20 protein-coding genes and 2 pseudogenes are annotated in these 21,506 nt (G+C 73.8%); 10 read left to right on the top strand and 12 right to left on the bottom strand.

The features are described from left to right. Window positions 1-12: 12 nt before the first annotated feature. On the bottom strand, window positions 13-1,752 hold the full coding sequence (polX, locus tag AC0B9F_RS23615; RefSeq protein ID WP_472005721.1) for a DNA polymerase/3'-5' exonuclease PolX: 1,740 nt from the start codon (window positions 1,750-1,752) through the stop codon (window positions 13-15). 112 nt (window positions 1,753-1,864) lie between these two features. Between polX and AC0B9F_RS23610 the strand changes: the two genes are divergently transcribed. Beyond that, window positions 1,865-2,164 carry a hypothetical protein gene (locus tag AC0B9F_RS23610; RefSeq protein WP_472005719.1) on the top strand — a complete coding sequence of 100 codons (300 nt, stop codon included), beginning with the start codon at window positions 1,865-1,867 and terminating at the stop codon, window positions 2,162-2,164. 175 nt (window positions 2,165-2,339) lie between these two features. On the opposite strand, the gene AC0B9F_RS23605 is transcribed toward AC0B9F_RS23610, so the two are convergent. From AC0B9F_RS23605 to htpG, 6 genes and pseudogenes are all read right to left on the bottom strand, one after another. Continuing rightward, entirely contained in the window at window positions 2,340-3,542 is a 1,203-nt protein-coding gene (locus AC0B9F_RS23605) for a cytochrome P450 (RefSeq protein ID WP_472005717.1), read from the bottom strand. After that, complete coding sequence (locus AC0B9F_RS23600; RefSeq protein ID WP_472005715.1) at window positions 3,539-4,291, bottom strand: cyclodityrosine synthase; 753 nt, start codon at window positions 4,289-4,291, stop codon at window positions 3,539-3,541. Before AC0B9F_RS23600 ends, AC0B9F_RS23605 begins: the two co-directional genes overlap by 4 nt. 351 nt (window positions 4,292-4,642) lie before the next feature. Beyond that, window positions 4,643-5,008: pseudogene (locus tag AC0B9F_RS23595) on the bottom strand (DUF6807 family protein); the annotation flags it as partial. Next, window positions 4,995-5,247, bottom strand: a pseudogene (locus AC0B9F_RS23590) (Gfo/Idh/MocA family oxidoreductase); the annotation flags it as partial. The pseudogenes AC0B9F_RS23595 and AC0B9F_RS23590, both read right to left, overlap by 14 nt. Before the next feature lie 371 nt (window positions 5,248-5,618). After that, window positions 5,619-6,602 (bottom strand): S1C family serine protease, encoded by a 984-nt coding sequence (locus AC0B9F_RS23585; protein ID WP_472005712.1) that lies wholly within the window; start codon window positions 6,600-6,602, stop codon window positions 5,619-5,621. Between the two features lie 87 nt (window positions 6,603-6,689). Then, window positions 6,690-8,591: a molecular chaperone HtpG gene (gene htpG, locus AC0B9F_RS23580; RefSeq protein ID WP_472005710.1), complete on the bottom strand. Its 1,902-nt coding sequence runs from the start codon at window positions 8,589-8,591 to the stop codon at window positions 6,690-6,692. A gap of 215 nt (window positions 8,592-8,806) precedes the next feature. On the opposite strand from htpG, the gene AC0B9F_RS23575 reads away from it, so the two are divergent. Both AC0B9F_RS23575 and AC0B9F_RS23570 read left to right on the top strand, forming a co-directional pair. Next, window positions 8,807-10,177 carry a chloride channel protein gene (locus AC0B9F_RS23575; RefSeq protein ID WP_472005708.1) on the top strand — a complete coding sequence of 457 codons (1,371 nt, stop codon included), beginning with the start codon at window positions 8,807-8,809 and terminating at the stop codon, window positions 10,175-10,177. Next, complete coding sequence (locus tag AC0B9F_RS23570) at window positions 10,174-10,704, top strand: potassium channel family protein (protein WP_472005706.1); 531 nt, start codon at window positions 10,174-10,176, stop codon at window positions 10,702-10,704. The genes AC0B9F_RS23575 and AC0B9F_RS23570 overlap by 4 nt, the downstream gene beginning before the upstream one ends. A gap of 57 nt (window positions 10,705-10,761) precedes the next feature. Here AC0B9F_RS23570 and AC0B9F_RS23565 read toward each other — a convergent pair whose 3' ends face one another. The 3 genes from AC0B9F_RS23565 to AC0B9F_RS23555 all read right to left on the bottom strand — a co-directional run bounded on the left by AC0B9F_RS23565 (window position 10,762) and on the right by AC0B9F_RS23555 (window position 12,761). Further along, window positions 10,762-11,403, bottom strand: a complete 642-nt coding sequence (locus tag AC0B9F_RS23565) for a carbonic anhydrase (RefSeq protein WP_472005704.1) — start codon at window positions 11,401-11,403, stop codon at window positions 10,762-10,764. Window positions 11,404-11,440: 37 nt separating this feature from the next. Then, complete coding sequence (locus AC0B9F_RS23560) at window positions 11,441-12,115, bottom strand: class F sortase (protein WP_472005702.1); 675 nt, start codon at window positions 12,113-12,115, stop codon at window positions 11,441-11,443. Between the two features lie 124 nt (window positions 12,116-12,239). Continuing rightward, window positions 12,240-12,761 (bottom strand): hypothetical protein, encoded by a 522-nt coding sequence (locus AC0B9F_RS23555; RefSeq protein WP_472005700.1) that lies wholly within the window; start codon window positions 12,759-12,761, stop codon window positions 12,240-12,242. A gap of 511 nt (window positions 12,762-13,272) precedes the next feature. Between AC0B9F_RS23555 and AC0B9F_RS23550 the strand changes: the two genes are divergently transcribed. The 4 genes from AC0B9F_RS23550 (at window position 13,273) to AC0B9F_RS23535 (ending at window position 16,907) form a co-directional block, all read left to right on the top strand. After that, window positions 13,273-14,250 (top strand): ATP-grasp domain-containing protein, encoded by a 978-nt coding sequence (locus tag AC0B9F_RS23550; RefSeq protein ID WP_472005698.1) that lies wholly within the window; start codon window positions 13,273-13,275, stop codon window positions 14,248-14,250. A 256-nt stretch (window positions 14,251-14,506) separates the two neighbouring features. Then, a complete protein-coding gene (locus tag AC0B9F_RS23545) occupies window positions 14,507-15,382 on the top strand; it encodes a ribonuclease BN (RefSeq protein ID WP_472005696.1) in 876 nt (291 codons plus the stop codon). An 83-nt stretch (window positions 15,383-15,465) separates the two neighbouring features. Further along, a complete protein-coding gene (locus AC0B9F_RS23540) occupies window positions 15,466-15,843 on the top strand; it encodes a hypothetical protein (RefSeq protein ID WP_472005694.1) in 378 nt (125 codons plus the stop codon). 74 nt (window positions 15,844-15,917) lie between these two features. Further along, on the top strand, window positions 15,918-16,907 hold the full coding sequence (locus AC0B9F_RS23535; protein ID WP_472005692.1) for an NAD-dependent epimerase/dehydratase family protein: 990 nt from the start codon (window positions 15,918-15,920) through the stop codon (window positions 16,905-16,907). A gap of 78 nt (window positions 16,908-16,985) precedes the next feature. Here AC0B9F_RS23535 and AC0B9F_RS23530 read toward each other — a convergent pair whose 3' ends face one another. Both AC0B9F_RS23530 and AC0B9F_RS23525 read right to left on the bottom strand, forming a co-directional pair. After that, window positions 16,986-18,098 carry a sensor histidine kinase gene (locus AC0B9F_RS23530; RefSeq protein ID WP_472005690.1) on the bottom strand — a complete coding sequence of 371 codons (1,113 nt, stop codon included), beginning with the start codon at window positions 18,096-18,098 and terminating at the stop codon, window positions 16,986-16,988. Window position 18,099: 1 nt separating this feature from the next. Further along, complete coding sequence (locus tag AC0B9F_RS23525) at window positions 18,100-18,843, bottom strand: response regulator transcription factor (RefSeq protein WP_472005688.1); 744 nt, start codon at window positions 18,841-18,843, stop codon at window positions 18,100-18,102. A gap of 114 nt (window positions 18,844-18,957) precedes the next feature. Here AC0B9F_RS23525 and AC0B9F_RS23520 point away from each other — a divergent pair, with 114 nt between their 5' ends. The 3 genes from AC0B9F_RS23520 to AC0B9F_RS23510 all read left to right on the top strand — a co-directional run bounded on the left by AC0B9F_RS23520 (window position 18,958) and on the right by AC0B9F_RS23510 (window position 21,202). Then, on the top strand, window positions 18,958-19,662 hold the full coding sequence (locus AC0B9F_RS23520) for a glycosyltransferase family 2 protein (RefSeq protein WP_472005685.1): 705 nt from the start codon (window positions 18,958-18,960) through the stop codon (window positions 19,660-19,662). Next, on the top strand, window positions 19,659-20,276 hold the full coding sequence (locus tag AC0B9F_RS23515) for a TIGR04282 family arsenosugar biosynthesis glycosyltransferase (RefSeq protein WP_472005683.1): 618 nt from the start codon (window positions 19,659-19,661) through the stop codon (window positions 20,274-20,276). The genes AC0B9F_RS23520 and AC0B9F_RS23515 overlap by 4 nt, the downstream gene beginning before the upstream one ends. Before the next feature lie 95 nt (window positions 20,277-20,371). Continuing rightward, the gene (locus AC0B9F_RS23510) at window positions 20,372-21,202 is read left to right on the top strand and encodes a class I SAM-dependent methyltransferase (RefSeq protein ID WP_472006109.1); all 831 of its coding nucleotides are present in this window, start codon (window positions 20,372-20,374) and stop codon (window positions 21,200-21,202) included. Window positions 21,203-21,506 lie beyond the last annotated feature (304 nt).

Raw genomic sequence — 21,506 nt, 5'->3', positions numbered from 1 at the left:
CCGCCCGCCGGGCTAGCGTGCCGGGCGGCCCTGGCGCAGGAAGCGGCGCAGCCGGGTGAGCGGCCAGGTGTTGATCACGTCGTCCGCGGTGAGCCAGCCGCGCTGGGCCGTGCCGATGCCGTAGCGCATGTTGGCCAGGTGCAGGGTGGAGTGGGCGTCGCTGTTCACGGCGAACTTCACGCCGTGCCGCTTGGCCCGCAGGATGTCCTCGTCGCGCAGGTCCAGCCGGTCGGGGTGGGCGTTGATCTCCAGTGCGGTGCCGGTGCGGGCGCAGGCGGCGAACACCGCGTCGAGATCGGCGTCGATGCCGGGCCGCTTGCCGATGAGGCGGGTGGTGGGGTGGCCGATGATGTCGACGTGAGGGTTCTCGCAGGCCCGCACGAGCCGCCGGGTCATCGTGGCGCGGTCCTGGCCGAAGTGGGAGTGCACGGAGGCCACGCACAGGTCGAAACCGGCCAGGAACGGCGCCGGCCAGTCCACCTCCCCGTCGGGGCCGATGTTCAGCTCCGCGCCGTGCAGCAGCCGCATGCCCCGCCCCTTGCCGAGCGTGCCGTCCAGTGCGCGCACGCGTTCGCGCTGGGCGAGCATCCGCTCGTCGGTCATGCGCTGCATGGCCATGTCCGGCCCGTGGTCGGTGATCGCGTAGTAGGCGTAGCCGCGTTCGGCGGCCGCGGCGACCATGTCCTGCAGCGGGGCGAGCCCGTCGGTGAGATCGGTGTGGGTGTGCAGGTCTCCGCGCAGATCGGCCTCGGTGACCAGGTGGGGCAGTTCGCCGCGCAGGCCCGCCTCGATCTCGCCGCGGTCCTCGCGCAGGGTCGGCGGGATCCACGGCAGGCCGAGCCGGGCGTACACGTCCTCCTCGGTCTCGGAGACGATCTTCTCGCCGCTCTCGGCGTCGAACAGCCCGTATTCGGACAGCTTCAGCTTGTGGTGCACCGCGCGTTCACGGGTGCGGATGTTGTGGGCCTTGGAGCCGGTGAAGTACTGCAGGGCCGCGCCCCAGGAGTCGGGGGGTACGACGCGCAGGTCCACGGCGAGGCCTTTGCTGGTGCGCACCGAGGTCTTGGTGGTGCCGTGCGCGATGACCTCGCTGACGTACGGCAGCTCGGTGAACGCCGTCATCAGCGGGCCGGAGTCGTCGGCGGCGGCGAGGATGTCGAGGTCGCCGACGGTCTCCCTGACACGGCGCAGGGAGCCGGCGTAGGCGCAGCGGCGGCAGCCGGTCACGCCGGACAGGGCGGCGACCAGGTCGTCGGCGAGGTCGAGGGCGGCGTCGAGCAGGACGCGGTCGCCGGCGGAGCGCAGCAGTTCGATGCCGTGCAGGATGTTCTGCTCGGTCTTCGGGCCGAAGCCCTTCAGGTCGCGCAGCCGTTCGCCGTGGATCGCGTCGGTCAGCTCCTCGACGGAGGAGACGCCGAGCTCCTCGTACAGCACCAGGGCCTTCTTGGGGCCGAGGGTGGGGATGGCGGTCAGCCGCCGGACGCCGGCGGGGATGCGGGCGCGCAGTTCCTCGACGGCACGGACGGACCCGGAGCGCAGGTACTCGGTGATCTTCTCGGCGATCGACCTGCCGACGCCAGGGATCTCCTGGAGTCCCTTGACGTCGAGGCGGGCCACGTCCGCGTGGTGGCCGCCGATCGCGCGGGCAGCCTTCTCGTAGACACGTGCCCGGAACGCGTCTCCCCCGGTGATCGAGATCAGGTCCGCGTACTCCTGGAACAGCGCGGCCACCTCGTCGTTGGAACGAGCCACACCTCCAGGGTAGGTGCGGTACGCGGCGGCGGCAGGGGGTACCCGCGAGGGTGGCACACCCCTGTTCACCCCTCTTCCGGGCCCTTCGGGGCTCTTCGGGGAGATGACTCGCATGCTGTTGCTCGGACTCCTCCTCCTCGCGGCCACGGTGGCCTTCACCGTCCTCGCGATCGCCGGCAACCTGGGCGGCGGCCCCCACTACTCCGTGTCCGTGCTCGGCCACCACATCGCCACGCTGAACGGGCTGGCGCTGTTCTGCTCGGGCCTGGCGCTGGCGCTGATCTTCTCACTGGCGCTGGCGATGATGCGGGGCGGTGCGGGGCATCGACGCCGCCGGGAGCCGGGCGTCGTCGAGACCGACGACCGGACGACGCTGCACGACATGATGCGCAGGCCGCACCGGCACGCCTGATCCCCGGCGACGGCCCCCTCGACGAAGGGGGAGGCCCCGCCGCACGGCCCCCTCGAAGGGAGGCCCCGCCGCACGTCGACGGGGAAGTGCCGCGCGCCCGGGCAGGCCGGCCCCCCGGTGTCCGGCAGCCACTGAGCTGCCGGCCGGCCTGCGCCCGGGCTGGGCGGCGGCGCGGTTACCAGGTGACCGGCAGCCGCTCCGGGATGCGCTTCATGAACCCGGTGCGCCACACCAGTTGTCCCGCGGGCACGGCGAGGGCGAGTTCCGGCAGCCGCTCGGTGAGCACCTCCAGGGCGACCTCGGCGTGGCGGCGGCCGAGCCCGGTCGCCGGGCAGTAGTGCGAGCCGCCGCCGAAGGAGAGATGGTCGGCGGCGTTGGGACGCTCGGCGTCGAAGCGATGCGGGTCGGGGAAGCGCTCCTCGTCGAAGTTGGCTCCCTCGACGAGCACCAGCACCAGTTCGCCCGCGCGCACCCGCACGTCGCCCAGGGTGACGTCCTCCAGGGCGATGCGGGGCAGTGCGTCACCGATGGACAGGTTGACCCGCAGCAGCTCCTCCACGGCCCCACTGGTCACCTCGGGCCGCTCCCGCACCAAGTCCCACACCTCGGGGTGGGTGAGCAGATGGACGAGGGCCATGGTGAGGAAACCGGAGGTGGAGATCACGCCGGCGCCGAACAGGGTGACGCCGACGGTGGCGAGCATCTCGTCGCTGAGGTGGGCGTAGTCCGGGTCGTCCCGCAGGGCGGCCAGCTCCCCCATCAGCCCACCGGTCGCGGGGTCGTTCAGCAGACCGGTCATCCGGGCCATGTCCCGGTCCCAGTTGACCTTGGCGCCGGTGATCGGGCACGGGGAGTTCATGAAGGCGATGTCGAGGCTGCGCAGGAACGCGGGGGCCTCGCTCGTGGGGATGCCGAGGATGCGGCAATGCATCCCGGCGGAGTAGGGGTCGCAGAACGCGCCGCGCAGGTCGGCGGTCGGCCCCTCGGCGACGAGCACGTCGACGAGGCGGTGCGCCTCGTTGCGCATCCACTCCTCCAGCCCCTCGGCCTTCGGGTTGAGCGCCCTCATCACCGCCCGGCGCAGGCCCGCGCCGGTGATGTTGCCCATGTTGTTCACGACCTCGGGCGGGATCGTCAGGGCGTACTGGCGGGGCATGCCCGGGGCGGAGGTGTCCTTCAGGGAGAACCGGCCGTCGGTGAGGACCTGCCGGCACAGCCGGTACGACGACACCAGCCACGCCTCGTCACCGGCGATGGTCCGCACCCGGGTCACCGGAGCCGCCTCCCGCAGCGCGGCCACCTCGTCGGGCACCTGGGTGCCGTCCCAGGAGAAGGGGAAGTCGAGCAGGGGCGGGGTCTGGACGGTGCTGACGGTCATGCGGCGGCTCCTTCGACGACGGCGGGGGCGGGGACGGGGACGGAACCGGCCGGGTCGGCGTCGGCCGGGGTCACGATGGCGTGCCCCTGGTTGCGGGAGGCGCGCAGTCCGGCGCCGCGCGCGTACAGCAGCTCCGCCATCGGCAGCAGCTGGTGGTAGCAGTTGAGTGAGGACGGCACACCGAGGATGGCCGGGGTGTCGAGGAAGAGCGGGGCCTCCGCACAGACATACTCCAGGCAGACGGCGCGCTGCCGCTCGTTCGCCGGCTCTCCCCGTGAGGTGAGGAAGCGGCTGACGAGCGCGGTGCACACGGCGCGGAAGTCGTCGTCGGTGGAGAGCCGGTGGGTGAGGTGCTGGTGCAGGTCGCGGTAGGCGTCGTTGGCCTGGAAGGCCGACATCGGCTGCCAGCGCAGCCGCTTGCCGTCGGGGTCGGCCGCCGTCACCGCGTCCCGTACCTTGGCACGGACTCCCCTGAGGTTCTTGACGGCCTTGCGTCGGGCGTCGTCGGGGGTGTAGCCGGACGCCTCGTACATCTCGGCGACGTAGAGGTCGGTGTAGACGAAGTCGACGCGTTCGAATCGGTTCAGCCCCCAGCGGGCGAGATCGTGCAGCCGCCCGGCGGAGAAGTAGCTGTTGCCGGGGGACACACCGATGACGGCGTGTGCGCCCTCGTCGTGGATGACCCGGCAGTGCGAGGTGTAGGGCTGGACCTGGAAGACGTCGGCCATCAGCACGGATGCTGTGGTCAAGGAGTGATCCTCCGCCGCGTGCAAGTCCCGGCAGGGCCCTGTGCCCTGGGTGTGGCGACGCGGCGCCCACACACTATGTGCGTCGGCGTGAACACGGGGCGTCACAGATCACTTTGGCCGAAAACGCTTGTAGCAAGACCTCAAATGCCCAGTGAGTGCGTCGAGTTCAAGCCATCCGAGCAGGGATGACAGGGGCATCACCGTCCCGGCGACGGCGGAAACGCGCCCCTCGGGAAGTCCGGTCCGAGCCACGTCGGGGGCCGTTCAACGAAAGGTCATGCACCGTTCCCCTTGAGCCGGTGCACCGTTCACCCGCCGTTGGCGAGGTGTTCACCTTGCCGCCCGGGGGCGTCACCACGGCAGGCCCTCCAGACGCGCGGCGACCCGCTCGCGGTCCCAGGCGCCGTCGGCGATCACCACGCGGTAGCGGTAGCCGAAGCTCTCCCCCGGTGCGAGCGTGAACTCCTCGAAGAACGCCCAGGAGACCGCGACAGCCGGGACGGGCTCGCTGCGCACGAACCAGTGGGAGGCGTGGATCGCGGACGTCTCGTCGAGGTTCTCCGGGGCGTGCGCGAAGAGGAGCATGGAGTGAGCGTCCACCTCGTCGCGCTCGGAGGCGAAGGCCGGCCACGACCCCTGACGGCCCATCACCTCGACGGCGTCCTCCCGGTCCGGGGTGAAGACACGGCCGCCGGTGAAGTCGCGCGGTCCGCGCCAGGGTCGTCTGCTCCCGGTGCAGCGCGGGCGGCGTCCCGATGAGCACCAGGTCGGCGCGTACGGCGTCCAGCATGGCGCCGGTCGAGGTGTACCCGGCGACCCGCCCGCCCGCGAGCTCCCGGAAGGCGTCCAGCCGGCCTTGGGGCCACGTCGACGGCGGCGACCAGTTCGACCCGGTCGGCATGGGCCCGCAGCGCGGGCAGATGACCGCCGACGACGATGGCGCCGGCGCCGATCACGGCGACGCGGCGCCGGGAGGGGGCGGCGGGGCGGGGGCATGCGGCGCGTCCTCAAGGGCTCGGCGACCGGGTCCGGGCAGGGTCCGGGTCAGGGTCCGGGTCAGGGTCCGGGAGAGTGTCCGACACGCTTCGGAACGGCTCAGAAAGCGCTTACTCCCGAGGGGAGACCCTAGGCCCCCCGTCCGGGGACGACAACCCCGCAGCGGGAGATTCCCGCACGCGACACCCCCCGCGGGGCAGCTCCCTCTGCGCCGTCGGACCCACGCCGGGCGGGCCTGGGGACAAGCCGGCGGTCACCTCGGCCGCGCTGGGTGCGGCAGGACTCGGCAGGACGACGCCGACAGACGTGCCGCCCGCCCGGGCGGGCCGGCTCAGTCCTCCGCGACCAGTTCGGCGGGCGTCGCGATCACGTCGACCAGGGCGTCGCCACGCAGCGCGGTCAGCGCGAGGGGGCGGCCGATGGCGTCCTCCAGCATGCGGCGCTGCAGGGCCTGCGCGCTGTCCACCGGATCGCCGTCGGCGGTGAGCAGCAGGTCTCCGGCGCGCAGGCCGGCGCGGGCGGCCGGGGAGGCGGGGACGACCTCGGCGATGCGCAGTCCGGTGCGCCGTCCGGTCCGCTCGCGCAGCGGCGGGGGCAGCGGGGCCGGTGTGCCGGCGATGCCGAGGTAGGCGCGGCGCACCCGGCCCGCCGAGAGCAGGGCGGCGATGATCTGCCGGCTGGTGCCGTTGACCGGGATCGCGAGGCCGAGTCCGATGTCGGCGATGGCGGTGCTGATGCCGACGACCGCCCCGTCCGCGGTGGCCAGCGCGCCGCCGGAGCTGCCGGGGTGCAGGGCGGCGTCGGTCTGCACGACGTCGTCGACGACCCGGGTGGCGACGCCCGCGCTGGTCGGCAGTGACCGGCCGAGGCCGCTGACCACGCCCGCGGTGACGCTGCCGGCCAGCCCGAGCGGGTTGCCGACGGCGACGACGAGCTGCCCGACCCGCAACGTGTCCGCCTCGCCGAGCCGCACCGGCGGCGGGGTCGGCCCGTCGGCCCGGACCACGGCGAGGTCGGACAGCGGGTCGGCGCCGATGACGTGGAACGGCACGGTGGTGCCGTCGGCGAAGGAGGCCGTACCGGCGTCGGAGCGGCCCACGACGTGCGCGTTGGTCAGCAGGAACCCGTCGTCGGTGAAGACCACGGCGGAGCCGGTGCCCCGCACGAACCGGTCATGGGTCCACCGGTGCGCGACGGTCACCGCCGCCACCTTCGGCGTCAGCTCGGCGGCCACCGAGGTGACGATGCGTGAGTACGTGTCGAGCGCGGCCCGCTCCTCGCCGGAGCGGTCGGGCTCGAAGAGAGTCCCGGCCACGGGGCGCCCCTTCCGCTCGCCCGGCGTTGATTACATGATTACACCGGGCGGGCGGAAGGGGAACGGCTGCGGGCGGGCCCGGCGGGCCTACAGCGACCGCTCCAGCCGCTCCGCGACCAGCTTCACGAAACGGGCCGGGTCCTTCGGCTGCCCGCCCTCGGCCAGGACCGCCAGGCTGTGCAGCAGCTCGGTGGTCTCGGTGAGGGGGGTGCGGTCCTGCGGCTCCTGCTGGAAGGCCCGGTTGAGGCCCTGGACCAGCGGGTGTCCGGGGTTGAGTTCCAGGATCCGCTTGGCGCGGGGCACCTCCTGGCCCATCGCCCGGTACATGTTCTCCAGCGCCGGCGTCAGGTCGTCGGCGTCGGAGACCACACAGGCCGGGGAGACGGTGAGCCGGGAGGACAGACGGACGTCCTTGATGTCGTCCGCCAGCTGCTCCTTCATCCAGCCGAGCAGACCGGCGTAGCTCTCGGCCTGCTTCTCCTTCTCGCCGTCGGTCTGCTCCTCGTCCTGACCGTCGAGGTCGATCTCGCCCTTGGCGACCGAGCGCAGCCGCCTGCCCTCGAAGGCGCCCACGGCGTCGGCCCACACCTCGTCGACGGGGTCGGTGAGCAGCAGCACCTCGATGCCCTTGGCGCGGAAGGCCTCCATGTGCGGGGAGTTCTCCACGGCCTGCCGGGACTCGCCGGTGAGGTACCAGATGTCCTCCTGGCCGTCCTTCATCCGCTCCACGTAAGCCGCGAGTGTCGTCGGCTCCTCGGCGCTGTGCGTGGAGGCGAACGAGGCGACGGCGAGGATCGCGTCGCGGTTCTCGGCGTCGGTGACCAGACCCTCCTTCAGCACGGCGCCGAACTCCCGCCAGAAGGTGGCGTAGCGCTCGGTGTTCTTCTCGCGCATCTCCTTGACGGTGGCGAGGACCTTCTTCGTCAGCCGGTTGCGCATCGCGCGGATGTGCCGGTCCTGCTGGAGGATCTCGCGGGAGACGTTGAGGGAGAGGTCCTGCGCGTCGACGACGCCCTTGACGAAGCGCAGGTAGGGCGGCAGCAGCTCCTCGCAGTCGTCCATGATGAACACCCGCTTGACGTACAGCTGCAGGCCGCGCCGGTGGTTCTGGGTGAACAGGTCGTGCGGGGCGTGCGCCGGGACGAACAGCAGGGCCTGGTACTCGAAGGTGCCCTCGGCCTGGAGCCGGATCGTCTCCAGCGGGTCGCGCCAGTCGTGGCTGATGTGCTTGTACAGCTCGTGGTACTCGTCGTCGGACACCTCCTCGCGCGAACGCGCCCACAGCGCCTTCATCGAGTTCAGCGTCTCCGGCTCGGGCGCCTCGGCGCTCTCGCCCGGGGGCTGGACGAGCTTGACGGGCCAGGTGATGAAGTCCGAGTACCGCTTGACGATCTCCCGGATCTTCCATTCGGAGGTGTAGTCGTGCAGCTGGTTGTCGGGGTCGGCGGGCTTCAGGTGCAGCGTGACGGCGGTGCCCTGCGGGGCGTCGTCGACGCGTTCCAGGGTGTACGTGCCCTCGCCGCGGGACGACCAGCGGGTGCCCTGGCTCTCGCCGGCCCGCCGGGTGAGCAGGGTCATCTCGTCGGCCACCATGAAGCCGGAGTAGAAACCGACGCCGAACTGGCCGATGAGGCCCTCCGCGCCGCCCTCCTCCTCGGCTTCCTTCAGCTCCTTGAGGAACTGGGCGGTGCCGGAGTTGGCGATCGTGCCGATGAGCCGCCCGACCTCGTCGTAGGACATGCCGATGCCGTTGTCCCGCACGGTGAGTGTGCGGGCGTCCTTGTCGGCCTCGATCTCGATGTGCGGGTCGGACACGTCCGCGTCGAGCGTGTCGTCCCGCAGCTTGGCGAGGCGCAGCTTGTCCAGCGCGTCGGAGGCGTTGGAGACGAGCTCCCGCAGGAAGACGTCCTTGTTCGAGTAGACCGAGTGGATCATCAACTGGAGGAGCTGACGGGCCTCGACTTGGAACTCAAACGTTTCGGTCGCCATGGTTCGCGATTACCTCACTGATGGCTTTGGCTTCGGTCACCTTCGGTGGCCGTGACTGGTGCTGCTACTTTAAAACACCTGGTCAGGCCGGGAGGGTGACTTTGGGACGCGGGCGGCTCATCCGCCGCCGTCCCGGGGTGCGCGGGAGGCGGGCCGATCGTCTACTGAAGCCCACCCACGCGTCGCAGCCCGGCCCACCCGACGGAGGCACCCGCGTGCCCACCCGATGGACTCCCCGCAACCGGCCACTCCAGGACGGCACCGGACCTCCGGCGCCGGACGAAGGCGCGCCGCCGCGCCCCGTGCTGCTCAGCCGTGCCTATCTGCGGCTCCTGCTGCTGTCGGTGCTGCTCGGCGTGCCGATCTCCCTGGCCGCGTTCTTCTTCGTCGGCCTCCAGCACTGGCTGCAGCACGAGGTGTGGGAGGGGCTCCCCCGCGCCCTCGGCCACGGCCGCGCCCCCTGGTGGTGGCCGCTGCCGGCGCTCGCGCTCGCCGGGCTGATCCTGGCGCCGATCGTGACCCGGCTGCCCGGGCGCGGCGGCCATCTGCCCGTGCGGGGTCTGAGCGCTACGCCGACGCACCCCCGCGAACTGCCGGGCGTGGCGCTCGCCGCGCTGCTCACCCTCCCGCTCGGCGTGGTCCTCGGGCCCGAGGCGCCGCTCATGGCGGTCGGTTCCGCGCTCGCGCTGCTCGCCCTGCGCGCCGTACGGCCGGGTGCGGACGAGCGGGTGACGGCGGTGGTGGCCACCACGGGTTCCACGGCGGCCATCTCGACCATCCTCGGCGGGCCGCTGGCCGCCGCCGTGATGGTCGTCGAGGCCGCCGGGCCGGCCGCGCCGCAACTGGCGATCCTGCTGCTGCCCTGTCTGGCCGCGAGTGCGGCCGGCGCCCTGGTGTTCACCGGTTTCGGGCAGTGGACGGGCCTGTCCATCGGCGCGCTGTCGCTGCCCACGGTGCCGCCGGACGTCCGCCCGGACGCCGGCGACTTCCTGTGGGGTGTCCCGGCGGCGGTGCTCATGGCCGTGATCGTCGCCGGCGCGCGCGGGCTGGGCGAGCGCACCCGGCGGTGGACCACGGGGCGTGGCACGGCCTGGCGGACGGTGGCCTGTGCCGTGACCGGCGGAGCGGCCCTCTCGGCGTACGCCCTCCTCACGGGCCGTTCGCCCGCCGAGGCGGCGCTCTCCGGACAGGCCACCCTGGGTCACCTCGCCGCCCAGCCGCACGCCTGGCCCGTCGGCGCCCTGGTCGCCCTCGTCCTGTGCAAGGGCCTCGCCTACGGCCTCGCGCTGGGCAGCATGAGGGGCGGTCCGATCTTCCCCGCCGTGCTGCTCGGCGCCGCGACGGGCGTGGCCTGCTCGGGGCTGCCCGGCCTGGGTGTGACCCCCGCCCTGGCGCTGGGTGTCGCCGCCGCCTCGACCGCGGTCACCGGGCTGCCCCTGACCAGCTCCGTGCTGGCCGTGCTGCTGCTCGGCAAGGACGCCCACGACCAGATGCCGCTGATCGTCATCTGTGCCGTCGTCGCCTTCCTCACCAGCCGTTTCCTCGAGCGGCGCGGGGCCGGGCGGGCCGCGGGCGGCGACCGGTGAGCGGGGGGCCGCCCCGGTACAAGTCGCCGTCGCCGCGCCTGTGGCTCGGCGCGGGGGCCGGTGCGATCGCCATGCTGCTGGGCTACTTCCTGCTGCCGCTGCACCGTCTGGGCCCCGGGCGCGCCGCCCTCGCCCTGGTGCTGCTGATCGTCGCCCTGAGCGTGCTCGCCGTGCTGCTGCTCCGGCAGATCCACGCCGTGCACCTGGAGCGGCCCGGGGCGCATCCCGGTGTCATCATCCCGCTGCTGATGTGCTCGTCGGTCCTGGTCTTCTCCGCGTCCTACTTCGTCCTGGCGCACTACCCGGGCGAGTTCACCGGCCTGGCCACACGGGTCGACGCCCTGTACTTCACGCTGGTCACGCTGGCGACGGTCGGCTACGGGGACATCACCCCGACCGGGCAGGAGGCACGGGTGGTGACCATGCTGCAGATCCTGTACAACTTCGTGTTCCTCACGGCGGCGGCGACCGCTCTGACGCGCCGCATCCGCAGCGCGGTCGGCACCCGCGGCCGCCGGAACAGCTGAGCCCTCATGCGAACGGCCGGCCCCGCCGAAGCGGGACCGGCCGGGTCGTACCCCTGGTCAGGAGCGGACGGGCTCGGTGACGTCGATGCCGCGCGAGGCGACGATCCGGGCGCTGCCGTCGACCAGCCGGTAGCACAGGCCGACCACGGCGGCCTTGCCCGCCTCGACGCGCTCGGCGAGGTCGCGGGAGCGCTCCAGCAGCAGGTCCACGGTGCGCTTTATGTGCTCGTCCAGAGCCGCCTCCACGCTGGTGTCCCCGGCCGCACGGGCGGCGAACACGCTGGGCGTGACACGCTCGACGATGTCACGGACGTAACCGCCGGGCGTCTGGCCGTTCTCCAGGGCGGAGCAGGCCGCGCTGACGGCGCCGCACGAGTCGTGGCCGAGGACGACGACCAGCGGGGCGTCGAGGACGCTCACGCCGAACTCGATGGAGCCGAGCACCTCCGGACCCACCACGTGGCCCGCGGTGCGGACCACGAAGAGGTCACCGAGGCCGCGGTCGAAGATGATCTCGGCGGCCAGCCGGGAGTCCGAGCAGCCGAAGAGGACGGCGAACGGCTTCTGGGACGGCGCGATCTCGGCGCGGCGGGCGGCGTCCTGGTTGGGGTGCCGGGGAGCACCCGAGACGAATCGCTGGTTGCCGTCGAGGAGCAGATCGAACGCCTCGCGGGCGGAGAGGGTCGGCGCATCAGTCATGGCCACAGGTTACTGGGTGGTCGTGAGCCACGCCGGGTCAGGCCAGGTGGCCGAAAACGACGAGGTTCTGGGTGTAGTCCTTTGCGGATCGGTCGTAGCTGCCGGCGCAGGTGATCAGACGGACCTCCGGCTGCGGGGTGTCGGCGTAGACGCGGTCGCTCGGGAAGTCGTCCTTGTCGAAGGTCTCCGCGCTGTCGACGACGAAGGCCGCCCGGCGTCCGTCGGCCCGGTCGACATAGATGAGGTCGCCCTTCTGCAGTTCGTACAGCCGGGCGAAGACGGCCGCGGAGGTCTTGGTGTCGACGTGCCCGGCGATGACCGACGTGCCCGCCTCACCGGGTGAGGGCCCCTTGGCGTACCACCCGACGAGGTTGGTGTCGTCGGCCGGGGGCGGCTGGAGCCGGCCGGACGCGTCGATGACGAGGTCGGTGAAGGGCGCGTCGACCGCGATCGCGGGGATCAGCAGACGGGTCGGCCGGGCGCGCGGCAGATGGCGTCCGGCCTCGGCCGGGGCGGACGACGGCGTGGCGGCGACGGCCGGCGCGGCGTGCGGCCGGGGTCCGGCGCCGGGAGCGGAGTTGTCGTGGTGGCCGGCGAGACCGACGCCGACGACGAGCGCCACGGCGGCCCAGAAGAGGGTCGCGAGGGTGCGCGGTCCGCGTTTGGGCGGCTGCGGATCTGTCTCGGGGGAGGACGGGGGGTTTGCTGCCATCGGAACACCACCTCATTCGGGCACGGCAGCGGCGAGGACCGGGGGATCGAGCGGCGGGGCCGCCGCCGGCTGGATGCGCGTGCGGCGGCCCGTGGGGCTATGTCGGCTATGTCGTCGGGCATGGTCAGGCCACGCTTCCGGCGACCTTCTTACGGCGCAGTACGTACAGGCCGGTGCCGGCCACCGCGACCGCGGCGAGCCCGCCGGCCGTCACGCCCGACGTGGCGAGCGCGCCGCCACCGGTGTGCATGCCGCCGTGCGGCTTCTCGTGGTCACCGCCGCTCCAGGAACCGCTGTCCTGGCCGCCGCCGCCCCACGTGTCGTTGCCGGCGGTCTTGCCGCCCCAGTCGGAGCCGCCGCTGTCCTTCTTGTACGTCTCCGGGTCCTGCTTGGGGTCCCGGGGGCTGCTGCCCCAGTCGTCGTTGGAGGTCAGGGTCAGTGCTCCGCCACCCGTGTGCATTCCGCCCTGCGGCTTGCCGTGGCTGCTGTCCTTGTCGTGCTCCTTGCCGTAGGAATTGTCGTGCTCCTTGCTGTAGGAGGAGTCGTCGTGGTCCCAGCCACCGGACCCCTCTGCGTAGGCGGGTGCGGCGATGGCGAGAGCCGCGGTGGCCGTCGCGGTGGCGAGCAGGATGCGGGCAGAACGCATTCGACAGTCCTTCCGTCACGGCCGGGCAGCCGACGCCTTGTCAGCTGGAGAGACCCGGCCCTGGCGTGATCCACCGTCAGTCAAGACCGGCCCGGGCACCATTCAGGGCGCTCACACGGGTTACGACCCCACCCCTACGGCGGCATCCGGCCGCCTCCGGACGGCCCGTCCGCGCCGCTCCGGGCGCGTGGGCAGGGCGGGGGCCCGGGCGGGGCGGGTGTCAAGGAGGCTGCCGGGCAGGTGGCGGCGCGGGCGGCGCGGGACGGGAGCAGTACCGCCGGGTGTGCGCCCTGGCAGGCGGCTCGGCGGGGCACCTACAGTGTGACGCTCCTGGTCACCGGCTCCGGCCCCGGTCGCCGCCCGCATCCGCCCTCGCCATGGGGACGGGCGTGGCGCGAGGGGCACCGGCGATCGCCCCTGTGAACGGCACACCGTCCCGTAGCCCGCCCCCGGGCCGCGCCGCCGTGCGGCACGGCTCCCCCGGGCGCGTCGAATGCCGCTGGAGGCCACCGTGTCCCGACCCTGTGTCGCTCTGATCGCCGACCCCACGTCGCCCGAGGGCTGCCGGGAGTACCTCGCCCGGGCCGTCGAGCTGCTCACCGGCGCTCCCCCGCTGCGGCTGGACTCCCGGTACTTCGCGGCCGGCGGCGCCGGGCGGGCCGTACCGGAGGGCGGGCGGGTGCGGCTGCGGGTCGCGGACGAGGGCGTGGACGTGGTGCCGGACGTGGTCGTGCTGTACGAGATCCGGCCCGAGCGGCGGCATGAACTGGCCGCTTTCCAGCGGGTGTTGGGGCGGTCCGCGGTGGCGCCGCTGGCGGGCACCCCGGAGGGGTGGCGGGCGGCGACGCACAAGGACCGCACGATCGCGCATTTCGCGCGGGACGGGGTGGCCCACATGGAGACCGTGGTGCTGTCCCGGCCGTCGCGGCAGGAGGCCGCGGCCGCTTTCGGCAAGCTGGGGCGGGACGCGTGGGCCCGTCCGGTGGTCGGCACGGGCGGCAACGACACCTTTCACGTCACCGGCTCCGGGCAACTGGAGCGGGCGGCGGATTTCTACGCCGAGCGGGGCACGGACTGGCTGCTGTCGCGGGACGCGGGGAACTTCACGGCCGACGGGCGGCGCCACCAGTTCCGCGTCTTCGTGCTGCACGGCCGTGTCGTGCACGCCCGGGAGCATCTGCAGCGGGCGCTGGACACGCCGTGCAACACCTGTCAGGGCGCGACAGCGGTGCCGATCGCGCCGGCCGACCTGCCGCCGCGACTGGCCGAGCTGGCCGTCGCGGCGACCGCGTCGGTCGGGCTGCCGTTCGCCGGGGTGGACCTGGCCGTGGAGCAGGGCGGGGTCGTCTTCGAGGTCAACGTCCAGCCGGCCTTCGTCGACGGCGAACTGCCGACGGTGGCGGTGCCGTACGTGCGGGCGCATCTGGACGCCGCCCTCGCACAGCGTCCGGGCGGCCGCGCTCCGGCGGGGGCGGCGTCGGAGGGGTGAGGGAGCACGGCGGGGCGGACGGTGACGCGGGCGCCGGGCAGTGGACGGCGCGGGCGGCGGCGGCACCGGGGCGGTGGGCAGCGCGGGCAGCAGGCGGCACGGGCGGCGGGCGGCACCGCGGCGACGGGCTGGCGGGCTGGCGGGCTGGGGGCGGGTCATCCGATCGGCCTTCCGTCGGCGACTGGCTCGGGCGGGCTGGGCAAGTAGGCTGAGGTGAGCGCTGTGTGTGCGTCGCGAGCCGACGGAAGAGCACCCCGTGAACAGAGGTCTGCGCGTGCTCCACCAGGGAGTGAACTGGGTCAGGGATCACCATCTCCTGCGGCGCGGCAGGGAACTGGAGCTGATGCACCGGGCCATGGGGTTCGCCACCCTGGCCCTGGTGACTCTGGCCCCGCTGCTGATCGTGGTGGCCGCGGCGGATCCGCTGGCGCGCGGGGGCTTCTCGGCGTGGCTCGCCGACGGCATGGGGCTGTCCGGCCGCTCCGCGAAGATCCTCACCGACATCAGCAGCCCGCCGAGCCACGTGGTCAGCACCACCAGCGTGTGGGGCGGTATCGCGCTGGCCGTGTTCGGTGTGTCCTTCGCGGGCAGCGTGCAGAACGGCTACGAGCGGATCTGGCACCTGCCCCCGGGGCCGTGGCACAGGGTCTGGCGGCAGGCGGCCTGGCTCGCGGCGCTCACCGTGTACCTGTACCAGGAGGCGCAGACCCGTGCGGCCCTGACCGGGCCGGAGCGGATCGCCCTGTCGTCCGCGACGGGCATCGTGTTCTTCTGGTGGGGCCAGTACTTCCTGCTCGGGGGGCAGGTGCGCTGGCTGCACCTGCTGCCGGGTTCGGTCGCCACGATGGTGGGCCTGGTCGGCCTCCGGGGGTTCTCCTACCTCGTCTTCACGCCCCTGATCGTCGACAACACGATCAGTTACGGCACGGTCGGCATCGTCCTGGTCGTCGAGTCGTGGCTGATCGGGGTGGGCTTCGTCGTCTACGGCGGCTCGATGTTCGGCCACTGGCTGTACGCCCACCACCTGTGGGGCCACACCCGGGGCGGCGGCCCCCCGACCACACCGGCCGCGACCCGCCCCCCGGCCCCCCAGCCCCCGGGCCCGGACCCCGGCCCGCCGCGGCGGCGCTGAGACCAGCCACGCGACGACCCCGCCTCGAAGAGGTGATCGTGCCCCGGATCCGGGCCGCAGTGGACATTGGATAGAGTCGGCCCATGTCACACCCTGACAAGCTGCTGGTCGAGATCGCCGCGCACGTGGAGGCCGGGCACAGCAACCAGATGTCGCTGACCGTGGTCGTGGACGGAGCCGTGCTCACCGGGCGGCTCGCGCCGGAGACGGTCTGGCGCCAGCGGGTCGCCGAAGTGCTGCGGGACTCCGCTCGGCTCAGCCGGTTCGCCGGCATTTTCACCGCGGGGCACGAGGAGACGGACACCCCCGACCACTCGGGGTCCCCCACGCACCTGCATTTCCACCTGGCGCGGATCATCCAGGGCACCACCGGCATCCCCGAGAGCGGCGGCATGTACCGCGTCGCGATCGAGGAGGTGACCGCCTGGACCATCGGCGACGTCCGTTACTCCGACGGCTGATCCACCCCTTACGAAGTCGTGACGTGCCGGGCCGCAACCCACCGGCGCACCCGTCGCGGGCCTAGCCTGCGCCCATGCGTGTACTGGTCACCGGCAGCGCCGGCTTCATCGGGTCCCATGTCGTCGAGGCACTGACCGAGCGCGGACACGACGCGGTGGCGTTCGACGTGCGAACCGACCCCGCCGCGGACGTGCGCGACGCGACGGCGGTGGGGCGGGCGCTGTCGGGCGTCGACGCGGTGTGCCATCAGGCCGCGATGGTCGGTCTCGGCACCGGGTTCGCCGACGCCCCGGACTACGTCTCGCACAACGACCTGGGCACCGCCGTCCTGCTCGCGGCGATGGCCCGGGCGAAGGTGCGGCGCCTGGTGCTGGCCGGGTCGATGGTGGTCTACGGGGAGGGGCGGTACACCTGTTCCGCGCACGGGGCGGTCCGACCGGGGCCGCGAGCCGTGGCGGACCTGGCGGCGGGGCGGTTCGAGCCGCGGTGCCAGGGATGCGGCGGCGACCTGGAGCCCGGCCTGGTCGGCGAGGGCGCCCCGGTCGATCCGCGCAACGTCTACGCGACGACGAAGCTCGCCCAGGAACATCTGGCGGCCGCCTGGGCGCGCTCCACGGGCGGTGCGGCGGTGTCGCTGCGCTACCACAACGTCTACGGCCCGCGGATGCCTCGGGACACCCCGTACGCGGGGGTGGCCTCGTTCTTCCGCTCCTCGCTCGCGCGGGGCGAGGCGCCCCGGGTGTTCGAGGACGGGTGCCAGCGACGTGACTTCGTGCACGTGCGGGACGTGGCCGCGGCCAATGTGGCGGCTGTGGAGGCCGGTTCGGCCGAGGGCACGCTGACCGCGTACAACACCGGCAGCGGCGAGCCGCGCACCGTGGGCGAGCTGGCGCGTGCGCTCGCGGCGGCGCACGGCGGCCCGCAGCCCGTGGTGACGGGCGAGTACCGGCTGGGCGACGTCCGGCACATCACGGCGGACTCCTCGCGACTGCGGGCCGAGCTGGGCTGGCGGCCGAGGGTGGGGTTCGAGGAGGGTATGCGGGAGTTCGCGGCCGGGGCGTGAACCCCCGCCCGGGGCATACCCCTCCGGTCGGCGGCGAGCCGACCGGAGGGGTATGCCCCGGGCCGAGAGCGCGAGCCGTCAGGCCTCGGCGGCCGGCAGGACGACCTCGAAGCGGCAGCCGCCCACGACGTTGCGGACGGCGGCCCGGCCCTGGTGGGCCTCGACGATGCCGCGGACGATCGCCAGGCCCAGGCCGGCGCCGGCGGGCGGGGTGCGCGCGTCGGAGCCGCGCCAGCCGGTGTCGAACACCCTCGGCAGGTCCTCCTCGGGGATGCCGCCGCAGCCGTCGGTCACCGACAGCACCACGCCGTGCGGGGCGCGTTCGGCGGCTACCGCGACCGTGCCGTCGGCCGGGGTGCGGCGGATGGCGTTGATCAGCAGGTTGCCCAGCACGCGGCTCATCTCCTTGCCGTCCACCTCCACCGGCACCGGTTCGACACGGTCGCCGACGAGCCGTACGCCGTGCTCGCGGGCCAGCGGGCCCGCCCCGGCGAGGGCGTCGCCGACCAGGTCGTACAGGGAGATCCGGGAGCGGGTCAGGGCGAGGGTGCCGGCGTGGATGCGGGACAGCTCGAACAGGTCGCCCACCATGTCGTTGAGGCGTTCCACCTCGGTGCGCATCTGCCGCAGATAGCGGTCGGGGTCGGCGGCCACCCCGTCCTCCAGCGCCTCCGCCATGGCCCGCAGGCCGGCCAGCGGGGTGCGCAGATCGTGCGAGATCCACGCGACGAGTTCGCGGCGGGAGGACTCCAGGGCGCGTTCGCGTTCCCGGGACTCGGCGAGCCGGGCGCTGGTGGCCGCCAGCTCCCGGCTCAGCTCGTCCAGTTCGGCCGTCGTCGGGCCGTCGGGCGCGGCGAAGGAGCCGGCGTCGCCGAAGGAGCGGGCGGCCAGGGCGAGTTCCCTGCTGCGGGCCACCACCCAGCGCCCGAGCAGCGACGCGGTCACCAGGGAGACGACGGCCGCCATCGCGACGACGGTGGTGACGACGCTCAGGTCGTGCGCGGACAGGAACATCGCCTGCGCCACCGCCAGGGTGCCGGCCAGCATCGCGCCCACGGCCACCGCCGCGACCACGGTCAGCGAGGCGGTCAGGGAACGCCGACGGATCAGCCGCAGGACGCCTGCGCCCACCAGACCGGTGGCGGCGGCGCCGCAGAAGGCGTACAGAGCGATCAGCGCGGTGTCGGACACGTCAGCCCTCCTCGCCACCGGCGGGGTCGAACCGGTAGCCGACCCCCCACACGGTCTGGATCAGACGCGGCCGGGCCGGATCGCCCTCGACCTTGGCGCGCAGCCGCCGCACATGGACGGTGACGGTGGACAGGTCGCCGAAGTCCCAGCCCCACACCTCACGCATGAGGTCCTCACGGCTGCAGGCGCGGCCGGGGTGCTGCAGGAAGAAGGCGAGCAGGTCGAACTCGCGCAGCGTCAGAGCGAGTTCGACTCCTCCGCGGGTGGCGCGGCGGGCGGCCGGGTCGACGGTGAGTCCGGCCGCGGCGAGCGGCGCCGCCGCCGGTCCCGGCCGGGTGCGGCGCAGCACCGACTGCACCCGCAGCACCAGTTCCCGGGGGCTGAAGGGCTTGGTGACGTAGTCGTCGGCGCCGACCTCCAGCCCGAGGACGCGGTCGTCCTCGTCGCCGCGGGCAGTGAGCATGATCACCGGGACGGGTCCGCGTTCCCGTATCCGGCGGCACACCTCCAGGCCGTCCATACCGGGCAGCATCAGGTCGAGGACGACCAGGTCGGGGCGGTTGCGGGCGGCCTGCTCCAGCGCGCTGGGGCCGTCCGCCGCGCGGTCCACCACGCAGCCGGCGCGGACCAGGTAGCCGGCGACGACCTCGGCGACGGTGGGGTCGTCGTCGACGACCAGGACCCGGCCGGAGGGTGCCGCGGGGCCGTCGGCCGCGGGCTGCGCGAAGGGGTGCGACTGCTGCATGGGTCCAGCCTCGCACCGCGGCCGTGCCGGTGCGGCTCACGGAGGGTCAGACCGGTCCGATGTCCGTGTTTCGTAAGGAGCCACAGCCCGGAATGACCGTTTTGCGTCCGTAGGGTGAGTGCCGTGACGACCTCTTCCGCCCGCTGCGGCGTCGACGTGATCCTGCCCTGCCTCGACGAGGCCGAGGCGCTCCCCTGGGTACTGGCCCGCATCCCGCCCGGCTGGCGGGCCCTCGTCGTGGACAACGGCTCCAGCGACGGCTCCGCGGAGCTGGCCCGCGACCTCGGCGCCACGGTCGTGCACGAGCCGCGGCGCGGGTTCGGCGCCGCCTGCCACGCGGGGCTGACCGCGGCGAGCGCCGGCATCGTCTGCTTCTGCGACTGCGACGGCTCGCTCGACCCGTCCCTGCTGGTGCCGTTCGTCGACGAGATCGGCTCCGGCGCGTCGGATCTGGTCCTCGGGCGGCGCCGGCCGCGGGGCCGCGGCGCCTGGCCGGCGCACGCCCGCGCCGGCAACCTCGCCCTGGCCCGGCTGGTGCGCCGCCGCACCGGACTGCGGCTGCGCGACCTCGGCCCGCTGCGGGCCGCCCGCCGCGAGCCGCTGCTCGCCCTCGGCCTGACGGACCGGCGCAGCGGTTATCCCCTGCAGATGGTCGTCCGGGCCGCCGACGCCGGCTGGCGTATCACCGAGCACGACGTGCCGTATCTGCCGCGCACCGGAGCCTCCAAGGTGACCGGCACCTGGCGCGGCACCTGGCAGGCGGTACGGGACATGAGCCGGACCCTGGCCGAGCCGGCCGCGGACGGGGGGACACGGTGACCACGCTGGTCGTCATCGCCAAGGAACCCCGCCCCGGCCGCGTCAAAACACGCCTCACCCCGCCGTTCACGCCACGGCAGGCGGCCGCGCTCGCCGAGGCCGCGCTCGCGGACACCCTGACCGCGGTCGCGGCGACGCCCGCGGCCCGGCGTCTGCTCGTCCTGGACGGCAGCCCGGGACCGTGGCTGCCGCCCGGCTTCGACGTCGTGGCGCAGTGCCGCGGCGGGCTGGACGAGCGGCTCGCCGGCGCCTTCGCCGGCTGCGACGGCCCGGCGCTGCTCATCGGCATGGACACCCCGCAGGTCACACCTCGCCTGCTCGACGTGGACTTCACCGACTGCGACGCGTGGTTCGGCCCCGCCGAGGACGGCGGCTTCTGGGCTCTCGGCCTGGCCGCGCCCGACCCCCGGTTGGTGCGGGGCGTGCCCATGTCGACCCGGGTGACGGGGGCCGTGCAACGGCAGCGGCTGCTCGCGGCGGGGCTGCGCGTGCGCGACCTGCCCCGGCTTCGTGACGTGGACACGGCCGACGACGCGGCGGCGGTCGCCGCGCAGTCCCCCCACGGCGGATTCGCCGCGCAACTGTCCCGGCTCCGCACGGCCTCGGCCCGGTGAGCGCCACGCACGAGGCTCCGCCGCCGGCAGCCCGGTACCGGAGCGCCGCGCGTGGGGGGCCCGCGTGGGCCGGGGACGAGCCGTACGTCGGGGCGCTGCGCGCCGGGCGCGGGCCGCTGTTCCTGCGGCGGGCCGACGGGTGGCTGCTGCCGCTGGAGGTGGAGCGCTGGTGCGCCGACGCCGACGCGGTGGACCTGGACGCACTGGACCGCTGCGAGGGCACCGTCCTCGACGTCGGCTGCGGTCCGGGCCGACTGGTCGCGGCGCTCGCGGCGCGGGGGCGGCCGGTGCTGGGCCTCGACGTCAGCGAGGCAGCCGTCGCACACACCCGCCGACGGCTTCGCCCAGCACCCACCGCCGGGGCGACCACACCACCACCGGGCGATCCCTGCGCACCCCCCGGGACCTGCGCGTCCCCGCACCCCGGGGTCGGCGCACCGCCGCACGGCGGGGACTGGGCGGTGACGTCATCGAAGGCCTCTGTCCTGTGCCGGTCCGTGTTCGCGTCGCTGCCCGGCGAGGGCCGCTGGGGTACCGCGCTGCTGCTGGACGGCAACATCGGCATCGGCGGTGATCCCTCCGCCCTGCTCGACCGGCTGGCCCGGGTGCTCGCGCCCGGTGGCCTGGCGCTCGTCGAGACGGCGCCGGCCGACGTCGACGAACGGGTCACGGTCCGCCTCACCGGCCTGGGCGGTGCGGCCGGCAGCCCGTTCCCGTGGGCGCGCATCGGCACGCCCGCGCTGGTGCGTCGCGCCCGGCACGCGGGCTGGCGTACCGGGGATCAGTGGACGGCGGGCGGCCGGTGCTTCGTCGCCCTGCGCAGCCGCCACACCAGCAGCACCGCGGAACCGCCGAACAGGGCTGCGCTGATCAGCAGCCAGCGGGCCAGGAAGCCGTCCGCCGACAGCCCGGCGACGCTCCGGTAGGAGCCGGCCACCTGGCCGCTGATCAGGGGGAACCACACGAGGAGCAGGAGGCCGGACAGCGCGGCCGGCACGCGCACATAAGGTGCCCACGCGCGGCCTCCGAACGCGCCGCACGCCCGCAGCAGGGCACGGTCCAGGGCGGCGTACAGCGGCAGCAGCACCAGGTCGTGCAGCAGCGCCGCGCCGGCGAACCACAGCGCGACGCCGAACCAGTCGCCCGCCAGCAGCCGCACTCCGGCATACCCGGCGAGGGCGAACGAGCAGGCCAGAAGCAGCAGTTGGAGCGGGCTGCCGAGGGTGATCC

Source organism: Streptomyces sp. NPDC097129 (assembly GCF_055668065.1).
This window is presented reverse-complemented; position numbering and strand designations above follow the sequence as displayed.